The sequence below is a fragment of the Streptomyces sp. NPDC052236 genome, from assembly GCF_044548015.1.
Classification (GTDB): domain Bacteria; phylum Actinomycetota; class Actinomycetes; order Streptomycetales; family Streptomycetaceae; genus Streptomyces.
In genome coordinates, this window is sequence record NZ_JBIUBL010000021.1 from 1 (window position 1) to 17630 (window position 17630).

The window sequence follows — 17630 nt, forward strand, 5'->3', positions numbered from 1 at the left end:
CACGGGCCTACTACGAACGTAAACGCGCCGAAGGCAAGGGCCACAAGCAGGCCGTGCTGTCACTCGCCCGTCGCAGAGCCAATGTTCTGTGGGCCGTGATGCGCGACGGAGCGTGCTACGAGCCAGCACCACCAGCCACCACAGCGGCTTGACATCCTCATTGGGAAGTTCTTTAAGGTTCTGGTCGTCCGATGGCCTTGAGGGTTTCTGGACGCTTGACGGTCTTGCCCACGTCGTAACGGGGTGCCGGGCGTCGGTTCTTGGCACCGGGTGGCCGTCCGGGACCGGCGCCGCGGGGTTGGGGAACATGGGCCGGGCAGAGCAGGTGAGCGCGGATGTTCCTGAACCCCCGGCGGACCCGGGCCGGGGTGTGCCGTGCAGGTTCGGCCGGTTTCTCCCAGGGCCGGCGGAGGTCGACGGCCAGCGGGCGGGCGAGCCTGAGCTGGGTGTGCGCGACGACCAGGAGCCAGGTCCACCGGTCCGCCGCCTCGGGAGTACGGAGTTTCGGGGTGGTCCAGCCGAGCGTCTGCTTTCCGAACCTGAATGTGTGCTCCAGGTCGAATCTCCGGAGGATCCCCTGCCACCAGCGGTCCACATCCGCGGTGACGGCTCCGGTCTTCGAGGACCACAGCCACACCGGTGGCGCCTTCCGCTCCTTGGAGAGGTGCTCGACCTTCAACCGGACCAGGGTGCCCTCGACGACGGGGAGTTCTCCGTCGTGCTCCAGCCAGGCCGAACGGTGGGTCAACCTCGGGTGGACCCGGTCCCACGCCTGGGCTTCGGCCTTGCCGTAGTTGGTGGTGTCGGTGGCCGTGGTCACGGAGGGTTCGGGCCACGTCTCGGGCTTGGCGAAGCGGAACTCCGGCCCGTGTTTGGGTGGGCGCCCGCCCTTGGGGTCGTAGACGCGGGGCGGCTTCGGCAGGCGCATCACCCAGTTGCCGCGGATCCGGCCGACCAACTCGACGGGAAGATCCCGCAGCACCCAGGCCAGGCGGGTGACGTCGGGCTGACCGGCTACCGGACCCCCGCCGGCCTGCGCTGGATTGGTTCGAGTCGGCTGGCGACCTGGTTGAAGAACCGCAGAGTGCGGGGCGCCGAGGCCATAGCCGATGCGGCGATTACTGCGGCGCAGGCCCAGCACACGGCCGTGACCGGGGAGAACACAGCGGCGGCCGTGGTCAACACGCCGGCCCGGGCGGTGTTGGCCCTGAACGAAGAGATCGCCGGCATCGACGCGCAGATCGCAGCCCGGTTCCGTGAGCATCGCGATGCGGAGGTGATCCTCAGCATGCCGGGCATGGGTCCCTTGCTGGGGGCGGAGTTCATCGCTTGCACCGGCGGGGACATGGGCACCTTCGGCAGCGCCGGCCGTCTCGCCGGCGTTGCCGGCCTCGCACCGGTCCCGCGGGACTCCGGGCGCGTCAGCGGCAATATGCGCAGGCCGCACCGCTATCACCGCCGGCTCCTGCGCGTCTGCTACCTCTCCGCCCAGATCGCCGTCCGCTTCTGCCCCACCTCGAAAACCTTCTCGCTGCGGTACTGGAGCTGGCGTAACCCTGATAGCGGCCAGTTGATGGGGAGTCAACTGAACCGCGATTGTCACTGGTTGTCATGGCACAATCGGCCCGGCTGATCCGCGCAGGCATGGCGATGGCGATCCGCGCGACAGAGCCGGCGAGCTATGGGGTGGTGATGCTGTCGACGGGGGCCAGGAACCGCCCGACGCATTCGGCGAAGGCGTCGGGCTGGTCGTGGTGAACGACGTGTCCGGCGGGCAGCTCGATGAGACGGACCGATCGCTTCGCTGCCATGTCGCGGGCGTGGGGGGCCGACAGTTCGTCGCTGCGCGTGCCCCGGATCAGCAGGGTCGGGCATCGCACGCTCAGCCAATCGTGCCAATGGTCACCGGACAGTGCTTGCTGGGACCGGACCGTGTCGGCCGCGTCGAAGGAGAAGCCCCAGCCTTCCGCTCGCTCCCTGAAGGTCATCTCCAAGTACGGCGCGGCGGGGCCCAGGGCCCCGACGAGCCCGTCTCGGGTCGCGACGCGGTCGGGCAGGTTCTTCGCGAAGGTCAGGTCGATGTCGCAGACCGCTCCGATGTCCTCGACGATGAGCGCGGTGACGCGGTCGGGATGCCGGGCGGCGAACTGGTAGGCGTTCACGCCGCCAAGGGAATGACCGAGCAGTGCGACCTCCGCCAGCCCGAGGTGGTCGAGGAAGGCCGTGACGTCGCCGACGTAGCTGCTGCGCTCGTAGTCGGCGGCCTGATCGGACTCGCCATGCCCTCGCTGGTCGAGCGCGATCACACGCCATTGGGAGTCCAGCCGCTCGGCCAGCGGAGCAAAATCCGCGCCCTCGCTGAAATGCCCGTGTAGAGCAATCAGAACCGGGCCGGGCCCGCCGAAATCGAGATAGGAGAGTCTGCGCCCGTTCACCTCGAAGCTGCCCCGCACACGGTCGTCCATGGCCGGCGAGTCTACGTGACCACTCACTCCCCGTAGCTCCGAGTCGGCCCCTACTCGTCACCCGCAGTCACCGAGCTAAGTGGCCGTACACGGGGAAATCACGTCGGCGGCTGTCATACAGGCTCTGCGATCGCCCCATGGACGTCGGTTCACCCCCGCCTTCGCGGGGAGCACAAAGGACGTCCACCAGTAGGTCTTCGAGTATCCCGGGCTATCTCCGCGGCGTGGGGAGCTCTGGCCACAGGGCATGTGCTGCCCTACTCGGCGTGGCTTCTCAGCGCGGTGAGGGTCTCCTCGACGAGCACCCGTGCCTCGGCCACCGTTACCGCCAGCAACTGGGCAGTCTCGCCGGGCGTCCCCAGCAAGCTGCGCACTCGCGGGCCGAAGCCAGTTGGCGCGCACGGCAGTGTCTCGGCGACAGCCAGCGCGCCCTTCTCATTGAGGCACCAACGCTGGTCCCTGGCGAACATCGCCTGTACCAGCACGCCGACGGCCCGGGACAGGCAGAGCGAGACGTAGAGCGTGTCCGCCCCGGTCGCACCCTTTGCTGCTGCGTCAACCAGGAACTCCGCCTCCCAAGCTCCCGCGGTCAACGCCTCTCGCAGCGGCTCAGGGTAGGTTTCGGTCCGCCGCCGAAGGGCCGTCAGCTCCCCGCGCGGATCGGCCAGTACTTGACCGAGCGCTACCTCGCCTGCGTAACACGGCGACCAGAACCCGAGCGGATGCCCTGCCTGCACACCCACCTCATACCGGCCCTCGCGGCAGTCCGCCCACACCTGCTCAACCCGATCCAGGTCCCGCAGAATCCAGTCCACCGCCACGCCGTCGACCTGTAGCCAAGCACCACCGTTTACCCAGGGTCCCCAGCCACCTGGGCCGGCTACCTCTACATCGGGTCCGGCCAGCGCGCGCAATCCAGCGAGATCCAGCCCGCCACGGTAGTAGACGCCGAGATCCCAGTCTGATTCCGGCCGGTGCTCTCCGCGTGCCCGGCTGCCGCCGAGCAGCACTCCGACTACGCCCGGCACCTCGGCCAGGCGGCCGGCCATGTCTTCGATGATCACCCGCACTGAGCGAGTCTGACAGTCGCCAACGTGATGGGGCCAGCCGTTTCCGCCGGTGGTCAACGAATGCGGAGGCTTCGAGGGCGGTTGTCCAAGCGATAGAGGACCACGCGCCTTTCGCGGGGAGCACGCCCCGCCCCGGCTGCAGCGGGTTCCGTCTCGGTTCACCCCGCCTTCGCGCGGGCCACTCCGGTCCTCCGGGCTCCGGCAGACCAGGCGCCGGTTCACCCCCCGCCTTCGCGGGGACCACGTTGCCCATGGCGGTGTGGGCAGCGGCGTGAGCTTTTCAGGCTTGGATTTCGCCGTGAGTACCACGGCGATATCCACTATCGCGCTAACCTGAAAGTGGAAAAGCCATTTTCACTCGGAGGCAGCGATGGGCGATGCGCCGTGGACGATCGAGCGCATCTGTGAGGCGCTCGGCAACCCCATCCTCGCTCAACGCTTCCTTGCCGAGATCAACCGGGCGACGGCGCCCCAGCTCTTGGGCGTGTTTGCGAAGTGGCAGGGGATCGCCCAGCGAACCCTGTCGGCTGTCGAACGCGGTCGCGAAGCCGCTGTCGTCGAAGCGGCTGGCGGCAACGTCCCCGGCGAATGGCACGACGTCACCGAGAGTGTTCTTCGGGAAGCTGAGCGAATCCGGTCACGCGGAGCTGCCTGAACTGCCTGAACTGCCTGAACTGCCTGAACTGCCTGAACTGCAAGGCTGGCCTGGTGTACGCCCTACGATGCGACGCCGGAAATCAGGCAGTGTGGGATGGCCTCCCCGACGAGGCCAGAGAACGCCTCGCCCTTGCCCTCGCCGATGTCTGCGCAGACCCCTTCGCCGTGACCGATCCCTACGGCGAAGACGACGGGATCATGCGCACCCTCGTCACCGGCGACCTCCTCGTTGTGATCTACCTGGGGCACCAGACGAAAACCCTGCACATCTTCCAAATCGACTACCTCGGCTGAACAACACAGCGTCCCAGCCCACTTCGGCCGGGGCGCTGACGTGCGTTCGGGGTCAGGCAGCCCTGGTGCGACTGCTCCATGGGGCGTCGTCGTAGGCGGGGTGGTGCCATCGATTGTGCAGGGGACAGTTCCGACCTGATCGACGACTTCTCGGCGGCTTCGGCTTCGAGGTGCGTGGCGAACCACTCGACGCGATGACTGGCGATGTCGTGTCGCCAAGTCTTGCCGATCCCCCATCGGTGGGCGTTGAAGCGCTTCTCAGGGTCGGTGGCGATGCCGATGTAGATCAGCCTGCCGGACTCGTCGTAGAGGCGGTACAGGCCGGTGCGCCATGACATCAACGCCCCGTCCAAGTACTCCTGCACTGGTTCGAACAGGCCGTAGGGCACGTACTCCCGGATCTCGCTGTGTCCAACCCAGGCGACCTCGGCGAGCCGATCTCGTCCGCGCCGGCCGCCGCGATCGCCAGCTCCGCGATCCGGTGAGCGCGTCCTCGCCGACCTTGATCGGGCGCACCAGATCAGCCCGACCAACTCGCCGCGCACCAGCGGCCTGCTGACCGGCCGGGGAACCGCGCCCGTGCCCTGGCCCGCCGTTACGCGCTCTTCATCACGTCGACCGGTGCGTCCCACATTCGCGGTTCCACCCTTCCTCCTCCTGGCGCTGTGCCTCTGCTGGAGGCACTGCCTGAAGATCGGCTGCGCGTGCTCTGGTCCGACTCGCTGCCGCACCGCCATCACGGGGGAGAGGTACTGTGCAGTACCGGCGATCCGGCCGAGGCCTCCGGGCCCCGCCATGCCCCGCGACCGGCTGCTGGAACCCGGACCGTCGCCGAGTCGGTTCAGCTGAGACTGGCGAGGGCGTCAGAGATGGCGCCGGGGCGTCCGGGCCTCAGGAGCTTCTCGAAGACGGTCAGGACCAGTTCGTCGGTCTCGTCCAGGACACAGTGGTCCTCGCGGCTGACGTGGCCGTTGCGGGGGCGAGAGCCGTGTTTGACGAATGACGCGATCCGGGTGCCGTCCCGCATCGCCTCGGCGCGCTTTCCCCTGGTGTGAAGGAACGCGTAGTGCCGGCCGTGGACGAGGGCACGACCGGTTTTCTCCCGACGGCGACCGTTGGCTATGCCGTCGCTGACGAAGGCCTGCTCGTCGTGCGGATGCAGCGTGATCGGGGTGGGTTCACGGGCAGGGGCAGGCAGAGACGGCCCGTTCGTCTCGAAGGCGCGGCTCTTGTCCGCGTTTATCCGCTTGGCGAACCGGCCCGTGAAGTGCTGCACGGGTTCCGTGGCGACGGACGCCCGCACTCGGCCGACGGGGTCGATCACGTCGACGCGGGCGCGCGCCTCGTCGGCCTCGATGCGCCAACCGCCGCGGGTGGGCAGACGCCAGAGGGGGATATTCGTCATGGTCACAGCCTCTCAGACGGCCGAGATCCGCGGACCACGAGGCTGCTTGCGCTCCCCGCGAAGGCGGTGGTGAGTCGACACTGCCTGCTGCACCGCGGCCGTTTCGAGGAAAGGGTCTCCTTCCCAATGGACGCGCCTACGGGGTGCCGGGGGGAGGCCCTTCCACGGTAATTGCCCCGTCATGACGGACCCGGCGTGCTGATCCCCGAGCCAGAGAAGGTCAGCCGCCCAGGGCAGGCGGAGACGGAACGAGCGGCGGTCGGCGCGGGGGCCGCCGCACCGGCGGTGAGCCCCAAGCGTCGGGACGGCCGGTCGCTGCCGCCGGAGTGAACTGATGGCACGCTTCCCGAAGGGCTACGTCAAGCCCACCAGCTCCTGCCCAGGCTGCCTGGCCTGGGGCGACTTCCGCGGCCGACTCTGTCACACCTGCTACATGTTCGGCCGCAGCCACGAGACGGCCGTCTGCATCGGATGCCGGCGAGTCGAGCCGCTGAAGTGGGAGTATTGCCGTCTGTGCTGGTGCCAGGCCCGACTCAACGCCAGGACCGCCACTGGCATGCCGACGGTCAGCGGCGAGGTGATGACCGCGTGGCTCCAGGCCGTGCGCCATCACCAGCTCTTCTTCGTGGGACTGCACTACCGCAGAGGATCAGCTCTCACCGCCCTGCACCACGTCAAGGCACGAGAAGCATCCCGCAAGCCGCCACCCATGTCGCGCTCACGGCCGAGAACCGCTTGGAGGCAACTGCCACTGTTCGAGCAGGTTCCGCGTGACTTCGGCCGGCTCGACCCGGCCGCCGCAGACCTGGCCAGCCTCTGGCTGGCCTGGGCGAAGCACCTCGCCCACCAACTCGCCGAAGCCCGGGGCTGGGGACGCGGTATCCGCTTCGCGGTCAACCGCGGCCTGGCCATCGTTCTCACGGGATACACCGAGGGCGATGTCATCCGCCACAGCGAGATATTCACTCCGCTCCGTGCCCTCGACCTGCGGGTTGGCCACGTCATCACGGTCCTTGAGGAAATGGGAATCTTCCGGGACGACGAGGAACCCTTCTTCGAGCGGTGGCTCACCGAGCGTCTGGACGGCATCGCCCCCGGCATCGCTGCGGAAGCTGAACGCTGGACCCGAGTTCTCCGTGACGGCGGCCCCCGCAGCCTGCCTCGGCAGCAGGCCACAGTACCGGCTCTACCTCAACCGGGCCCGCCCAGCGTTGTTGGCGTGGTCGAACCGCTACGACCACCTGCGGGAGGTGACCCGCGAAGACGTACTAGCCCATGCCAAGACACTGCACGGCCACCACCGCATGGACGAGCTCGTCGCCCTACGCTCACTGTTCGCTTGGGCCAAGCGGTCGGGCCTGATCTTTCGCAACCCGGCCAGCTGCATCAAGGTCGGCCAGATTGAGTACAGCGTGCTCCAACCGCTCGCACCCGACCAGATGGACCGCTCTGTCGCCGCGGCCACCACCCCGGCCCCCCGCCTCGTCCTCGCTCTTGCGGCGGTTCACGCAGCCCGGGTCGCTCAGATCGCCACCGTGATGCTCGACGACGTCGACGTCGGGAACCGCCGCCTGACCATCGCCGGGCGAGTCCGGCCGCTTGACGACCTCACCCTGAAACTACTGCTGGACTGGCTGGAATACCGGCGCCAGCATTGGCCGAACACGGCCAACCTCCACCTGCTGATCAACAACCAGACTGCCACAGGCACCGGTCGCGCCAGCAATCGTTGGGTCCGCGGGCCCCTGCGCGGTCAGGAAGCGACTTTGGAAAGACTCCGCGTCGATCGACAACTCGAAGAGGCCATGGTCCGGGGCCCTGACCCCCTCCATCTCGCCGAGGTGTTCGGACTTCACGAGAAGACGGCCATGCGCTACGCGGACTCCGCACGGGCGCTGCTGGAGCAGGCCGCTGAACAGCAACTTCGGCGAAATCTGCTCGACCGGGACGTGCCGTGAAGGTAATCATGAGTGAGTGACGTCGACCGAAGCAGCATCAATCGCTCTCCACGACCATGCCGCCCTCTGGAGCATGGGAGAAATCCGTGCGAGCGACATCGTCAATGCCGCCTGTGATGCGCTCGTCGCCGGACTCGACACCCCCGGCCTTCGAGCCTCGCTGCCTGCACACGCGCTGAGGCGGACTACGACGTCCACGAGTTGCTCCCCGAAGCACTCAACGAACTCGGCCTCACCTTCTATCCGGTCGCCAGCGATGCTGGCCAAGAAGCCGCCGCCCGAGCGCTCTCACGCCGCATGCTCGCTGGCGAGCTGACACCTCGGGAGTTCACTTTCCGAATTCACCAGCGCTACGGACATGAGCTGGCCCTGACAGAGCGGCTCGCCGAACTCGATGACGAGTACGACGTCCTCGAATACGGCGACAGAACAGTGGACCAGGTTGATGCCGAGGTCACGGCTGAAGCCTGCCGCCTCACAGCCCACTGAGAGCCGAAGCTCAGAATGAAAGTGTGAACCCCAACCTGGTAGTGCACTCGATAGCGTGAACCCCTAAGTGATGGGGGCGCCTTCGGGGGGTGCGCGCGTGTCGCCACGGCGATTAGCGCTGGTCACGGCTCCGCGGGCGGGCGAGGCGTTCGAGTCCTGGGTGGACCGGATGGCACGCGTGAACCGGTGTCCGCCAGCCGAGGTCGCGACCATGATGGGGCTTGGCCTGCGGGGGGCTTCTGCGGATGTGCGGCCTCCCTTGTTCGGGGTGCGGTCCGACGAGGTGGTCCCGCGGACGGTGTTCGCGGCGACGGGTGTGCCCGATGAGTTGGTCGGCGGAGGCCCAACACTAATGATCATCGGAGTCACCAGGGGGAGCCCGCAGCATGACCGGCACCACGGAGGCCCTTGGCGGGTCGGCTGCAGTCGACGATGCAGCACGAAGCGTCACGCGCCCGTTCTACGTATACGCCGTGCTCGCCAACACGCTGTTCCAGCGCGGCGTATTCGTCCTCTTCCTTTATCAGCGAGGCTTCTCCGCCGGGCAAGTGGCCCTACTGCAGACACTGCTCTACCTGGTCAGCGGACTTGCGGAATTGCCGACGGGAGTCATCGCCGACCGAATCGGCAGGCGTGCCAGCATCGTGATCGGCCAGGTGCTGATAGCTGGATGTCTGCTCGGTCAGGTGGCGTTCTCCAACTACTGGGTGTTCCTGGCGCTGTTCATCGGGCAGGGCGTGGGCATGGCATGTGTGTCCGGTTCGGACACCGCCCTGCTGTACGACCTGCTCGTGCGTCGTGGTGCAACGGCCAGCTACGTCAAGATCAAGTCCCGGTTCACCATGCTCGGGACTGTCACCTCGGGAGCCGCCATCGTCTTCGGCGGCCAACTGCAGCAGATTTCCTGGGGAGTCGTCTACGTCGGTTCGGCGGCGTGCCTCGTCCTGGCCGTGGTGGTGCTGATGTCACGGGTGCCCGAGATCCGCGGCGCGGACGCGGTGGACGAGCAGGACGGAGCCGAGGAGGAGCACGGCGACGCCACAGCATGGCGGGCGATGCTTCGGGTCGCCACGCCGGCGCTCGTGACGCTTGTCGTGGTGTCCGGATTGATGCATGCGACTTTGACGCCGTACATCATTTTTACGCAGAAGACCCTGTCCGATCAGGGAGCGGGCACCGCATTGGTCAGCGTGGTCATATCGGCGGGATTTTTCGCCGGCGGGCTCACTCCATTGCTGTCGGACCGCGCGGACCGGCGCATCGGGTACCGGGTCATCGTCCCGGTGTCTCTCCTGACGCTCGCCGTGGCGCTCGGCCTGAGCGGCCTCGGCCTTGTCTGGGTCACCATCGCCGCGTTCCTGGTCCTGGTCGGAATTCCCGAGATCACCGCCGTGATCGTGGACAACGTGTTCAACGAGGCAGTGCCGTCGCGCCACCGGGCGAGCCTGCTGTCGATGATCGCATTCGTGGAGTCGGCGCTCATCGGCATCGGCTATCTCGTCCTCGGCGCGCTCATGGACGGGTTGGGCTCCAGTGTGGGCATGGCCACCTACGCCGCGGTCCCCCTGCTGGCATGTCTCCTGTGGCTCCCGGTGCTCTTCCGAGGGGCATGGGTGACCACCGAGATCGAGAAGCCCGCCGACCAAAAGGCATCCTGAAACAGGCCATCTCGAGCAACAATTCGGCGGTGTCGATGATGTGGGCCCGTGGGGGAAGATGCGATGCAGCAGGATGTTGTGGACTTCGGTGTCGGGGTCGGCGACGCCGTCGGACAGGACGTAGATCTGGTAGTCGCGGTCGGCCGCGTCGATGACGGTAGACAGGACGACGCCGCTGGTACTGAAGCCGGAGACGACCAGAGTGGTGATCTCGCGCTCGCGTAGCCGCTCGTCGAGGTCGGTGGTGGACATGCCGCCGTAGCGAATCTTGCGCACGATGATGTCGCCGTCCTGGGGTGCCAGGCGCTCGTGGATGGCGGTGGCAGGGTCCTCGTGGTGCATGAGGCGGTGCTGGGCCAGCGGGGCAAAGGACTTGTTGGTGGCCGGGATCGCGTCCCAGTCGGCCTCGGTGAAGCCGACGCGGACGTAGGCGATGGTGCCGCCATTGGCGCGGATGTCGGCGATGGCACCTTCCACGCGGGCCAGCAGGGCTTCGCAGTCCCAGCCCTCGGGCAGAAGGGCCAGGGCCGCGGGTTGGTAGTCCATGACGAGAAGGGCGGTGCGCGCGGGGTCGAGCGCGGGGGCAGTGCTCACGCGAGTGTTCTCCTTGCTGGTGGTGCTGGTCGGCGCTCATGCCGACTGGTGGCTTCAGACGGAGGTCGAGCAGGGGCATTGCAGGAAGGGCGGCTGCGGCTGTGATCAGAACGTCCGGCAGTGCAGTTGGCGCGCCACCGAGTTGCTCGTGGGCAGCCAGTGATTGGACGGGACGCGCATCGGTGGACCGGCCGCAGCCTGCTTTCGGGTGGGTGGCGAGTTGCGGTGTGTCACGTTGGGCTCCGGGCCAGATCTCGCTCGTGGTGCGGCGTGTGGTCGTGCCGGGGGAGCAGGAAGGGGGTGATCAGCATGAGAAGACCGGCGACGGCGATTGCGGTGCGGGGGCCGGTGATGCCGGCCAGCAGGCCCCACAGCCCGGTCATGGCCGCGACAGTTGCCTTGCTTGTGACCGACCACGCTGACAGGGTGCGGGCGATCCGGTCCGTCGCTGTCTGGTCGAGCCGGTAGGTGGCGAACACCGGGTTGAACACGCCCATGCAGGTGATCAGTCCGAACTCGACCGCGATGACGAGCACGAGCCCGGCCACGCCGGGCCGGATGAAGGCCAGCCCGAGCGACCAGCACGCGCGCAGTGTCCCGGCGGTGAGCATGACCTTGTGCCGTCCGAACCGTGCGACGAGTCGGAGGGCCAGCCGTGAGCCGATGATGCCGCCGACGCAGGGCAGGCCGAACGCGAGGCCGTACTGCCAGGGGGCGAACCCGAGGTCGCCGAGCATGAGGACGGCGAGCAGCGGCGAGGTCGCCATGATCAGGCCGCTGACCAGAACCGTGTTGAAGAAGAGGGGGCGCAGGGCCGGGTGGGCCAGGATGTACCGCCACCCTTCGAGCAGGTCGCCGAACCGGAGCCGCGCCCCCTGTGTACCGGTGCGCACGGGGCGCGGCTCGCTGCCGCCGATCGCACGAATCCCCGCGGCCGAGAGCAGATAGCTGACCGCATCGGCCACAACGGTCATCACCGGGCCGAACAACCCGATCGCGGCTGTGCCGACCGGCGGTCCGAGCACGGTGGCGGTCCAGGTCGTGGACTCGAATCGCCCGCTCGCGACGAGCAGGTCCTCCGGCCGCACGAGCGCCTTCAGATACGCGCCACTGGCCGCGTTGAAGGCGATGTCGGCCGCACCGACGGCGACGGACACAACCAGGAGTTGGACGAAACTGAGCAGGCCGAGTGCGTACGCGGCGGGAACACTCATCAGTGCCACGAACCGGGTGAGGTCCATCGTGACCATCACCGGCCGCTTGCGGCGATACTCCACCCACGGCCCGAGGGGCACCGCCACCGCGGCCCCCACCGCCAGCCCTGTTGCCGCCAGCACCGACACCTCGGTCGGCCCGGCGTGCAGCACAAGGATCGCGATCAGAGCGAACGCGTCGAACGCGAGCCGCGTGCCGAACATGCTGACCGCGTACGCCGCCCACAGCCACCCGAACTGCCGGCCCAACCGTCTCCTGCCCACCACGCTCAGCGCACCCCTTGATGTCCCACCCGAACAAACCGACGTTGACCGGTAAGAGCAAAGCTGGCAGCACAACAGCAGGTCAAACAACCAATCTGCCGGGGAGCCACAACTGAACGTTGTGCACTAGGGTGCATCGGCATGGACCTCGACACCGCCCGGACCTTCGTCGCCGCAGCCGACGCGGGGCAGTTCCAGGAAGCCGCCGCCGAACTGGCGGTCACCCAGCAGGCTGTCTCCAAGCGCATCGCCACGCTGGAGCGCACCCTCGGCGTGCGGCTGTTCACCCGCACCGCGCGCGGCGCCGAACTCACCATCGACGGGCAGGCGTTCCTGCCCCACGCGCGCGAGCTGCTGCGCGTCGCCGAGCGCGCGGTCGCGTCTGTACGCACCGGCAGCCGTCCGCTGCGCGTCGACGTGCTCGCCTCGCGCAGCGCGGCGTCGGGACTGATGCGCGGCTTCCACCGCGCGCACCCCGAGATCGAGCTCGACGTGGTGTGGCTGTTCGACATCGAGACGGCCGTCGCCGCCATCCGGTCCGGTGAGATCGACGCGTCCTTCCGCGCCGTCGCCGCGCCCGGCCGGCCCCTTCCCGAGGACATCGAGTCCGTCCGGGTGCTCGACGAGCCGCTCCAGCTCCTCACCGGCCCCGCCCACGCGCTGGCATGCGCCCGGTCGGTGACCGTCGCTCAGCTCACCGGGCACCGAATCTGGATGCCCGGCATCGTCCCCGGTACCGAGTGGGCCGCCTACTACGACGACCTCGTCGCCGAGTTCGGCCTCACCATCGAGGCGACCGGCCCCAACTTCGGATCCGACACGCTCCTGGACACCGTCGCCGACACCCCGGCCCTGGCCACCTTCATGGGCGAGCAGACCCGCCTCGTCTGGCCCGCCGGCCACGACTTGCGCCGCATCCCGGTGACCGACCCGACGCCCGTCTACCCGCACTCACTGATCTGGCGCCGCGACAACCCACACCCCGCACTCACCACACTCCGCAACTACCTCGGCCCCACACAGCCCGACCGCCCCGACAGCGAGACTTGGACACCCACATGGACACAGCGGTAAGCAGCACCGCGTCAACCATCGAGGAAGAAGAAGCGCTCCAGCTCGGGCCTCGTAGGTTCTTCGGCGAACGTCCCATACGCCTCGGCCTGCTCATCAGTCAGAAATTCCACCGGCATGCGGCGGACGGTAGCCACCCCGAAAGTGATCGAGGACCTTCCTCCGAACCCCCGCGCGGGACCGATCATCTGTGCTGAACGACCAAGATCAAGTGCTTGGCGTTAATGGCTGTACGGATGGTCCCCATGGCCGCGTACCGTACGGGCCACTGGCCCTACCCGGCCGAGCAGCAGGAAGCCGGACTCGCCACCGCGCAACAGAAGTACCGCTACGAGCGCGCGTCGCGCTGCGCGACGGCATCACCCTGCTGCGCCTCAGGCATGCGGCCCGACCGTGACCTTGCCCACCGTCAACTCGGCCTGGCCTTCCAGCACTTCACCCACCCGCTCCACCTGAAGCTCCAGCTCGCGGCGGTGGGCGGCAGCGTCCAGCGCGTCGCCGATCGGCTCCACCGTGACCGCGATCCGCCGCCCGGACCGCCGCTGGTGCCACACCCCGGCAACGGTCCCGTCCACGAGCACCACCGGATAGTTCCCGGCCTGCCCGCCCGCCAGCGCCCGCGTGTACGCCGGGCCCGGGAAGAGCAGCTCGCGCGGGGACGCGGGCGCTGGCGTACGCGTCGAAGTACGGCAGCAGCCGCACCCCGCGCGGCGGCTGATCCGGCGACGGGAACGCGGTGTCGCCCGCCGCCACCCACGCCGGGCCGCCCACGAACGTCACCTCCTCGATTCGCCCCTCGCCCGCCGACGCGGCGAACAGTTCGGCGGCCCACCCCTTGGGCCCTCCGATCCACCTGGCGAATTGCTGCGGGGTGGCCGGCCCGTACGCGTACAGATAGCGGCGTACGAGCTCGGCGAGCGCGGCCGGTCCGGCCATGGGGGTGACGCCGGGGCTGGTATAGGTGACCTTGCGGCCACGGTTGGGCGCGAAGCGGAGCACCCCTCGGTGCGCGGCCGTGTGCGTCACCTGCCGCCAGCGCGCCCACTTGCCCTGGAAGGCCTCCATCACCAGGTCCCCGGCCCAGGGGCCGGTGCGCTCGACGATCGCCTCGGTCAGCTCGTCGGTCGTGAGCTCGGCGTCGGCGAGAGCGTCGCCGATGGCCGCCAGGACCTGTTCGGTCTCGGCCGCTGTCATCCGTATGCCGGCGGGCTGCTGGCCCGGGCCGGCCGGGATCGCGGACAGCGCCCCGGTCCACATCGGCAGATCGGCCGCCGCCAGCAGATGGACGGTGCCGCGCGGTCCGTACGTCTTCACCAGGCCGGCGTCCGTCCACAGCGCCTCGCGCACATCGGCCCGCGTCGCGCCGCCCGCGAGGCGCAGCGCGACGGACAGCTCAGCGGCGGACAGCACCTGTGCGTGCGCGCCGAGCATGGCGGCGGTGATCTCGGCGGCGGTGATCTGGGAGGCGGTGATCTGGGAGGCGGAGCTCTCGGCGGGGGCGGCGGCAAGACCCTGCCGGGCGAGCCGTCGGGCGCCGGCCTGGGCCCACGTCACGGTGTGCGTCGTCATGAGGAGGACCCTAGGATCCATATAGGTCAGTTCCCGTCCTCGTTGACGGGGCGACGGCCCTTTACCCCCGTATCGTGCAGTACTGCCGTACGGCAGTACTGCCGTACGGCCGAAGTGGTAAGTGCCGTACGTATGCGGTGAGTGGTCCCCGCGTTCGCGGGGAGCACGGGTCAGTGCAGCGAGCGGTGAAGGTCGCCCTGCACCTCTTCCCACGCAGCGGGCCCGAACACGGTCTCCACCGCGGCAGTGACATGCGGGTCGGTCACGCGCCAGACGATCAGAGACCCACTTTCGGGGATGGAGTACTCGAACCGAATCTGCCCTGCATCAGTACGGTCCTCGAACCTGCGAATCCGGGAGAGATCCTCGTCCCTGAAACGGTGGGGGATGGTGGCAGGCAGCAATGTCACGTCAACGCTCATGCCGCGACTGTACGTTGCGTCCTGACATCTATAGGGCTCTTAGCACACGTTTTGCGCTTACCCCAGATCGATTCTGCGGTCGGGTCGGGATGTTGGGCGCGGGCGATTCCGCGTACCACGGTTCACCCCGCCTTCGCGGCGACCACGCCGCCTCCCTGTCGGAGTACTCGTCGAAGTGCCCGGCCAGGTACACGCGAACAGGCTCACTGCGTCGTACACGACGGCTGTACCGGGGTCACCCGGCCATCAGTTGATCGGCGGAGCAGGTCCGTCCACCTACGGCCTTGCCGGTACGGCCGGTGCGGGCAGGGCGAGTACGCGCGCGAGGGCGGCGGTGACGGGGGTGAAGTGGTCGGGCAGGTACTGAGACACCCAGTCAGCGGCTATTGCAAGGAAGTTGGTCAGGTCATGCTCGGCGCCGTCGAGCAGGTGGCGGAGCTCGGTGACGGACAGCTCGATCAGACGACACCCTCAAGCAGCGGATCCGCCAGCTCACCGCCGACAACCGCACCCTCGACGAACGGCTCAAGGCCGCCCGCTCCAACCTCCGCTTCCAGGACCGGCGCATCGCCGACCTCGAAGCGCGTCTCACCGAACCGGGATCAACGACATGAGGGTGTTCTGGGACCTTGGAGAGTGGCCAGTCGAAGTGGGCCGGCCTGATAAGGCCTCATCTCTGAAAGGGGGCGTCCCGTCGCACACGGCGACGAGACGCAGCCCCAGAGGTGAGGTGGAGTGATGGGAAAATCGCACCCTTCCCCAGAATTCAAGGGGAAGATCCGCGAGATTGCTGGTCGGCTCACGATCGCGTTGGGAGCACGTGCTCTCTGGGCGTTGATCGAGAAACTGCTCGGCCAGCACTTCGAGGAATGACGCTGGTTGTTCCCTCGTGATCAGCGTTTTGTGCTGAACCTCGTTTTCCTCACTCCAACTCGTCCGAGGCAGTCCCCCTTTCTGCCTCGGACACGGCCTGTTCACCCACCCGGTGGACGGGCCGTCTTATGAGACCACCCGGAGGAGCTACAGCAATGGCCCCAACCCGCCGTCACGGACATGTAGTCTATGAATCGTCGCAGTTCAGAGCCGGTTCACGAGCTCCTGCGGTCGGTAAAGATCTTGAGCCGCCGGGCCGAGGTCGGGGCCGATGGCCTGCCGGAGTTCACTGTCCGGCAGGCGCTGACCAGGCTCGCCGAGGACATCGGGCTGCGACGCACTACGGCGGAGAACGCGAGGTGGACGGCCTCACGCTGGCCGAAGGAACACCGCGAGGCGGGGGTGTCCTTCACCGTCCACCGGGTTCTGGGCAGCATTCCTGACGAGGAAGAGCGGTTCGCCGCAGCCCGGCGGCGTCGATCTTCACCGCGGCGTCGGTGACGAGCTTTTGAGCGGCGGCGTCCTGGCCGTGGTGGCGCAGCACGATCGCCATCTCGCGGGCGGCCGCGGCAGCGGCCAGGGCAGAGCCGGACAGGTCCCGGCATGCCTACGGCAAGGCCGAGTCGCGGGCGCATGCCCGCACCGAAACCGGGGTGCGGGGGCGCCACCGGGCTGCGATACTGCCCCGATGATCACCATGCCTGCCGCCGTGCTGGACTCGTTGCACGGACTCGCCTTCGGGGACGCCTTCGGCGACCGTTGGTTCGGCATCCTGCGCCGGGACGGCTCGGCGAGCCTGGCGACGCGGACTCTGCCCCCAGAACCGCTGTGGCAATGGAGTGACGACACCGCCCAGGCGCTCGTCCTCGTCCAGGAACTCGCCGAGAGCGGCGGCACCATCGACCAGGACCGCCTCGCCCAGCGCTTCGCGGCCGCATACGCCAGCGACACGCACCGCGGCTATGGAGCCTCGATGCATGACGTGCTCCGCCGGATCGGCGCGGGCGAGCCCTGGCGGGAGGTGGTCGCCGGGCAGTTCGGCGGTCAGGGCTCCTGGGGTAACGGCGCCGCCATGCGCGCCGCCCCGCTCGGCGCCTGGCACGCCGCAGACCTCGACGCGGCTGCCGAGCAGGCCGCCCGCCAAGGCGTGGTCTCGCACCACCACCCGGAGGCGGTGGCCGGGGCGGTGGCAGTCGCCCTCGCCGCCGCCCTGGCAACCCGCGGCCGGGACGAGCCTGCTCCGGCCCGCCCGGACTTCCTCCACGCCGTCGCCGAACGCCTCCCCGACAGCGATGTCCGGTCAGGAGTGCGGGTCGCGGCCCGGATGTCGGAGCGCGCCTCGATCCGGCACGCCGCGGAGGTCCTGGGCTCCGGCTATCGGATGTCCGGGCCCGACACCGTCCCGTACGCCCTTTGGTGCGCGGCGGGTCACCTCGACGACCTGCACGAGGGCCTGTGGTGCACGGTCGCCGGGCGCGGCGACATCGACACCACCTGCGCCATCGCGGGCGGAGTGATCGCCGCCCGCACGGGCGTCGCCACCCTTCCCCCCGCCTGGCACGCCGCCCGCGAACCGCTGCCCCCGCTCGTGTCGGAGTGAAGCGGTCTATGTGCACGGTGACGTAAA

The 17630-nt window shown here is 68.5% G+C and carries 18 protein-coding genes and 5 pseudogenes; 12 read left to right on the top strand and 11 right to left on the bottom strand.

What is annotated here, in order from left to right; translation table 11 throughout:
• Positions 1-152 (top strand): annotated as a pseudogene (locus ACIHCQ_RS29315) (IS110 family transposase); the annotation flags it as partial.
• A gap of 20 nt (positions 153-172) precedes the next feature.
• Here the strand turns inward: ACIHCQ_RS29315 and ACIHCQ_RS29320 are convergent.
• Positions 173-1003 (bottom strand): annotated as a pseudogene (locus tag ACIHCQ_RS29320) (transposase); the annotation flags it as partial.
• Between the two features lie 66 nt (positions 1004-1069).
• Between ACIHCQ_RS29320 and ACIHCQ_RS29325 the strand changes: the two are divergent.
• On the top strand, positions 1070-1633 hold the full coding sequence (locus ACIHCQ_RS29325) for a transposase (RefSeq protein ID WP_399668731.1): 564 nt from the start codon (positions 1070-1072) through the stop codon (positions 1631-1633).
• 46 nt (positions 1634-1679) lie between these two features.
• Here ACIHCQ_RS29325 and ACIHCQ_RS29330 read toward each other — a convergent pair whose 3' ends face one another.
• Positions 1680-2453: an alpha/beta fold hydrolase gene (locus ACIHCQ_RS29330; RefSeq protein ID WP_399668734.1), complete on the bottom strand. Its 774-nt coding sequence runs from the start codon at positions 2451-2453 to the stop codon at positions 1680-1682.
• Between the two features lie 269 nt (positions 2454-2722).
• Entirely contained in the window at positions 2723-3514 is a 792-nt protein-coding gene (locus tag ACIHCQ_RS29335; RefSeq protein WP_399669221.1) for a nucleotidyltransferase domain-containing protein, read from the bottom strand.
• Between the two features lie 391 nt (positions 3515-3905).
• Between ACIHCQ_RS29335 and ACIHCQ_RS29340 the strand changes: the two genes are divergently transcribed.
• Positions 3906-4190 carry a hypothetical protein gene (locus tag ACIHCQ_RS29340; RefSeq protein WP_399668737.1) on the top strand — a complete coding sequence of 95 codons (285 nt, stop codon included), beginning with the start codon at positions 3906-3908 and terminating at the stop codon, positions 4188-4190.
• Between the two features lie 89 nt (positions 4191-4279).
• Complete coding sequence (locus tag ACIHCQ_RS29345) at positions 4280-4486, top strand: hypothetical protein (RefSeq protein ID WP_399668740.1); 207 nt, start codon at positions 4280-4282, stop codon at positions 4484-4486.
• Here ACIHCQ_RS29345 and ACIHCQ_RS29350 read toward each other — a convergent pair.
• The 3 genes and pseudogenes from ACIHCQ_RS29350 to ACIHCQ_RS29360 form a co-directional block, all read right to left on the bottom strand.
• Positions 4474-4824, bottom strand: coding sequence for a GIY-YIG nuclease family protein (locus ACIHCQ_RS29350; protein WP_399669224.1), 351 nt, complete (start codon positions 4822-4824; stop codon positions 4474-4476). The two genes, ACIHCQ_RS29345 and ACIHCQ_RS29350, sit on opposite strands and share 13 nt — an antisense overlap.
• Positions 4822-4926 (bottom strand): annotated as a pseudogene (locus tag ACIHCQ_RS29355) (NUDIX hydrolase); the annotation flags it as partial. The gene ACIHCQ_RS29350 and the pseudogene ACIHCQ_RS29355, both read right to left, overlap by 3 nt.
• Before the next feature lie 401 nt (positions 4927-5327).
• Positions 5328-5891 carry a hypothetical protein gene (locus tag ACIHCQ_RS29360; RefSeq protein ID WP_399668743.1) on the bottom strand — a complete coding sequence of 188 codons (564 nt, stop codon included), beginning with the start codon at positions 5889-5891 and terminating at the stop codon, positions 5328-5330.
• 195 nt (positions 5892-6086) lie between these two features.
• On the opposite strand from ACIHCQ_RS29360, the gene ACIHCQ_RS29365 reads away from it, so the two are divergent.
• Positions 6087-6221, top strand: coding sequence for a hypothetical protein (locus tag ACIHCQ_RS29365; protein WP_399668746.1), 135 nt, complete (start codon positions 6087-6089; stop codon positions 6219-6221).
• A 388-nt stretch (positions 6222-6609) separates the two neighbouring features.
• On the opposite strand, the gene ACIHCQ_RS29370 is transcribed toward ACIHCQ_RS29365, so the two are convergent.
• Complete coding sequence (locus ACIHCQ_RS29370) at positions 6610-6891, bottom strand: hypothetical protein (RefSeq protein ID WP_399668749.1); 282 nt, start codon at positions 6889-6891, stop codon at positions 6610-6612.
• A 136-nt stretch (positions 6892-7027) separates the two neighbouring features.
• On the opposite strand from ACIHCQ_RS29370, the gene ACIHCQ_RS29375 reads away from it, so the two are divergent.
• From ACIHCQ_RS29375 to ACIHCQ_RS29385, 3 genes are all read left to right on the top strand, one after another.
• Entirely contained in the window at positions 7028-7849 is an 822-nt protein-coding gene (locus ACIHCQ_RS29375) for a hypothetical protein (RefSeq protein ID WP_399668752.1), read from the top strand.
• 201 nt (positions 7850-8050) lie between these two features.
• Complete coding sequence (locus ACIHCQ_RS29380; protein WP_383974678.1) at positions 8051-8338, top strand: hypothetical protein; 288 nt, start codon at positions 8051-8053, stop codon at positions 8336-8338.
• Positions 8339-8724: 386 nt separating this feature from the next.
• Positions 8725-9996, top strand: a complete 1272-nt coding sequence (locus ACIHCQ_RS29385) for an MFS transporter (protein WP_399668756.1) — start codon at positions 8725-8727, stop codon at positions 9994-9996.
• A 105-nt stretch (positions 9997-10101) separates the two neighbouring features.
• Here ACIHCQ_RS29385 and ACIHCQ_RS29390 read toward each other — a convergent pair.
• Both ACIHCQ_RS29390 and ACIHCQ_RS29395 read right to left on the bottom strand, forming a co-directional pair.
• Positions 10102-10542, bottom strand: a pseudogene (locus ACIHCQ_RS29390) (cysteine hydrolase family protein); the annotation flags it as partial.
• 278 nt (positions 10543-10820) lie between these two features.
• Positions 10821-12071, bottom strand: a complete 1251-nt coding sequence (locus tag ACIHCQ_RS29395; RefSeq protein ID WP_399668759.1) for an MFS transporter — start codon at positions 12069-12071, stop codon at positions 10821-10823.
• 138 nt (positions 12072-12209) lie between these two features.
• Between ACIHCQ_RS29395 and ACIHCQ_RS29400 the strand changes: the two genes are divergently transcribed.
• Complete coding sequence (locus ACIHCQ_RS29400) at positions 12210-13142, top strand: LysR family transcriptional regulator (protein WP_399668762.1); 933 nt, start codon at positions 12210-12212, stop codon at positions 13140-13142.
• Between the two features lie 371 nt (positions 13143-13513).
• On the opposite strand, the pseudogene ACIHCQ_RS29405 reads toward ACIHCQ_RS29400, so the two are convergent.
• Both ACIHCQ_RS29405 and ACIHCQ_RS29410 read right to left on the bottom strand, forming a co-directional pair.
• Positions 13514-14708: pseudogene (locus tag ACIHCQ_RS29405) on the bottom strand (winged helix DNA-binding domain-containing protein).
• A 170-nt stretch (positions 14709-14878) separates the two neighbouring features.
• Positions 14879-15130: a hypothetical protein gene (locus ACIHCQ_RS29410; RefSeq protein WP_399668765.1), complete on the bottom strand. Its 252-nt coding sequence runs from the start codon at positions 15128-15130 to the stop codon at positions 14879-14881.
• A 738-nt stretch (positions 15131-15868) separates the two neighbouring features.
• Here ACIHCQ_RS29410 and ACIHCQ_RS29415 point away from each other — a divergent pair.
• The 3 genes from ACIHCQ_RS29415 to ACIHCQ_RS29425 all read left to right on the top strand — a co-directional run bounded on the left by ACIHCQ_RS29415 (position 15869) and on the right by ACIHCQ_RS29425 (position 17603).
• Entirely contained in the window at positions 15869-16003 is a 135-nt protein-coding gene (locus ACIHCQ_RS29415; RefSeq protein WP_399668768.1) for a hypothetical protein, read from the top strand.
• A 243-nt stretch (positions 16004-16246) separates the two neighbouring features.
• Positions 16247-16504, top strand: a complete 258-nt coding sequence (locus ACIHCQ_RS29420) for a DUF6192 family protein (RefSeq protein WP_399668770.1) — start codon at positions 16247-16249, stop codon at positions 16502-16504.
• Positions 16505-16691: 187 nt separating this feature from the next.
• Complete coding sequence (locus tag ACIHCQ_RS29425) at positions 16692-17603, top strand: ADP-ribosylglycohydrolase family protein (RefSeq protein ID WP_399668772.1); 912 nt, start codon at positions 16692-16694, stop codon at positions 17601-17603.
• Positions 17604-17630: the final 27 nt, after the last annotated feature.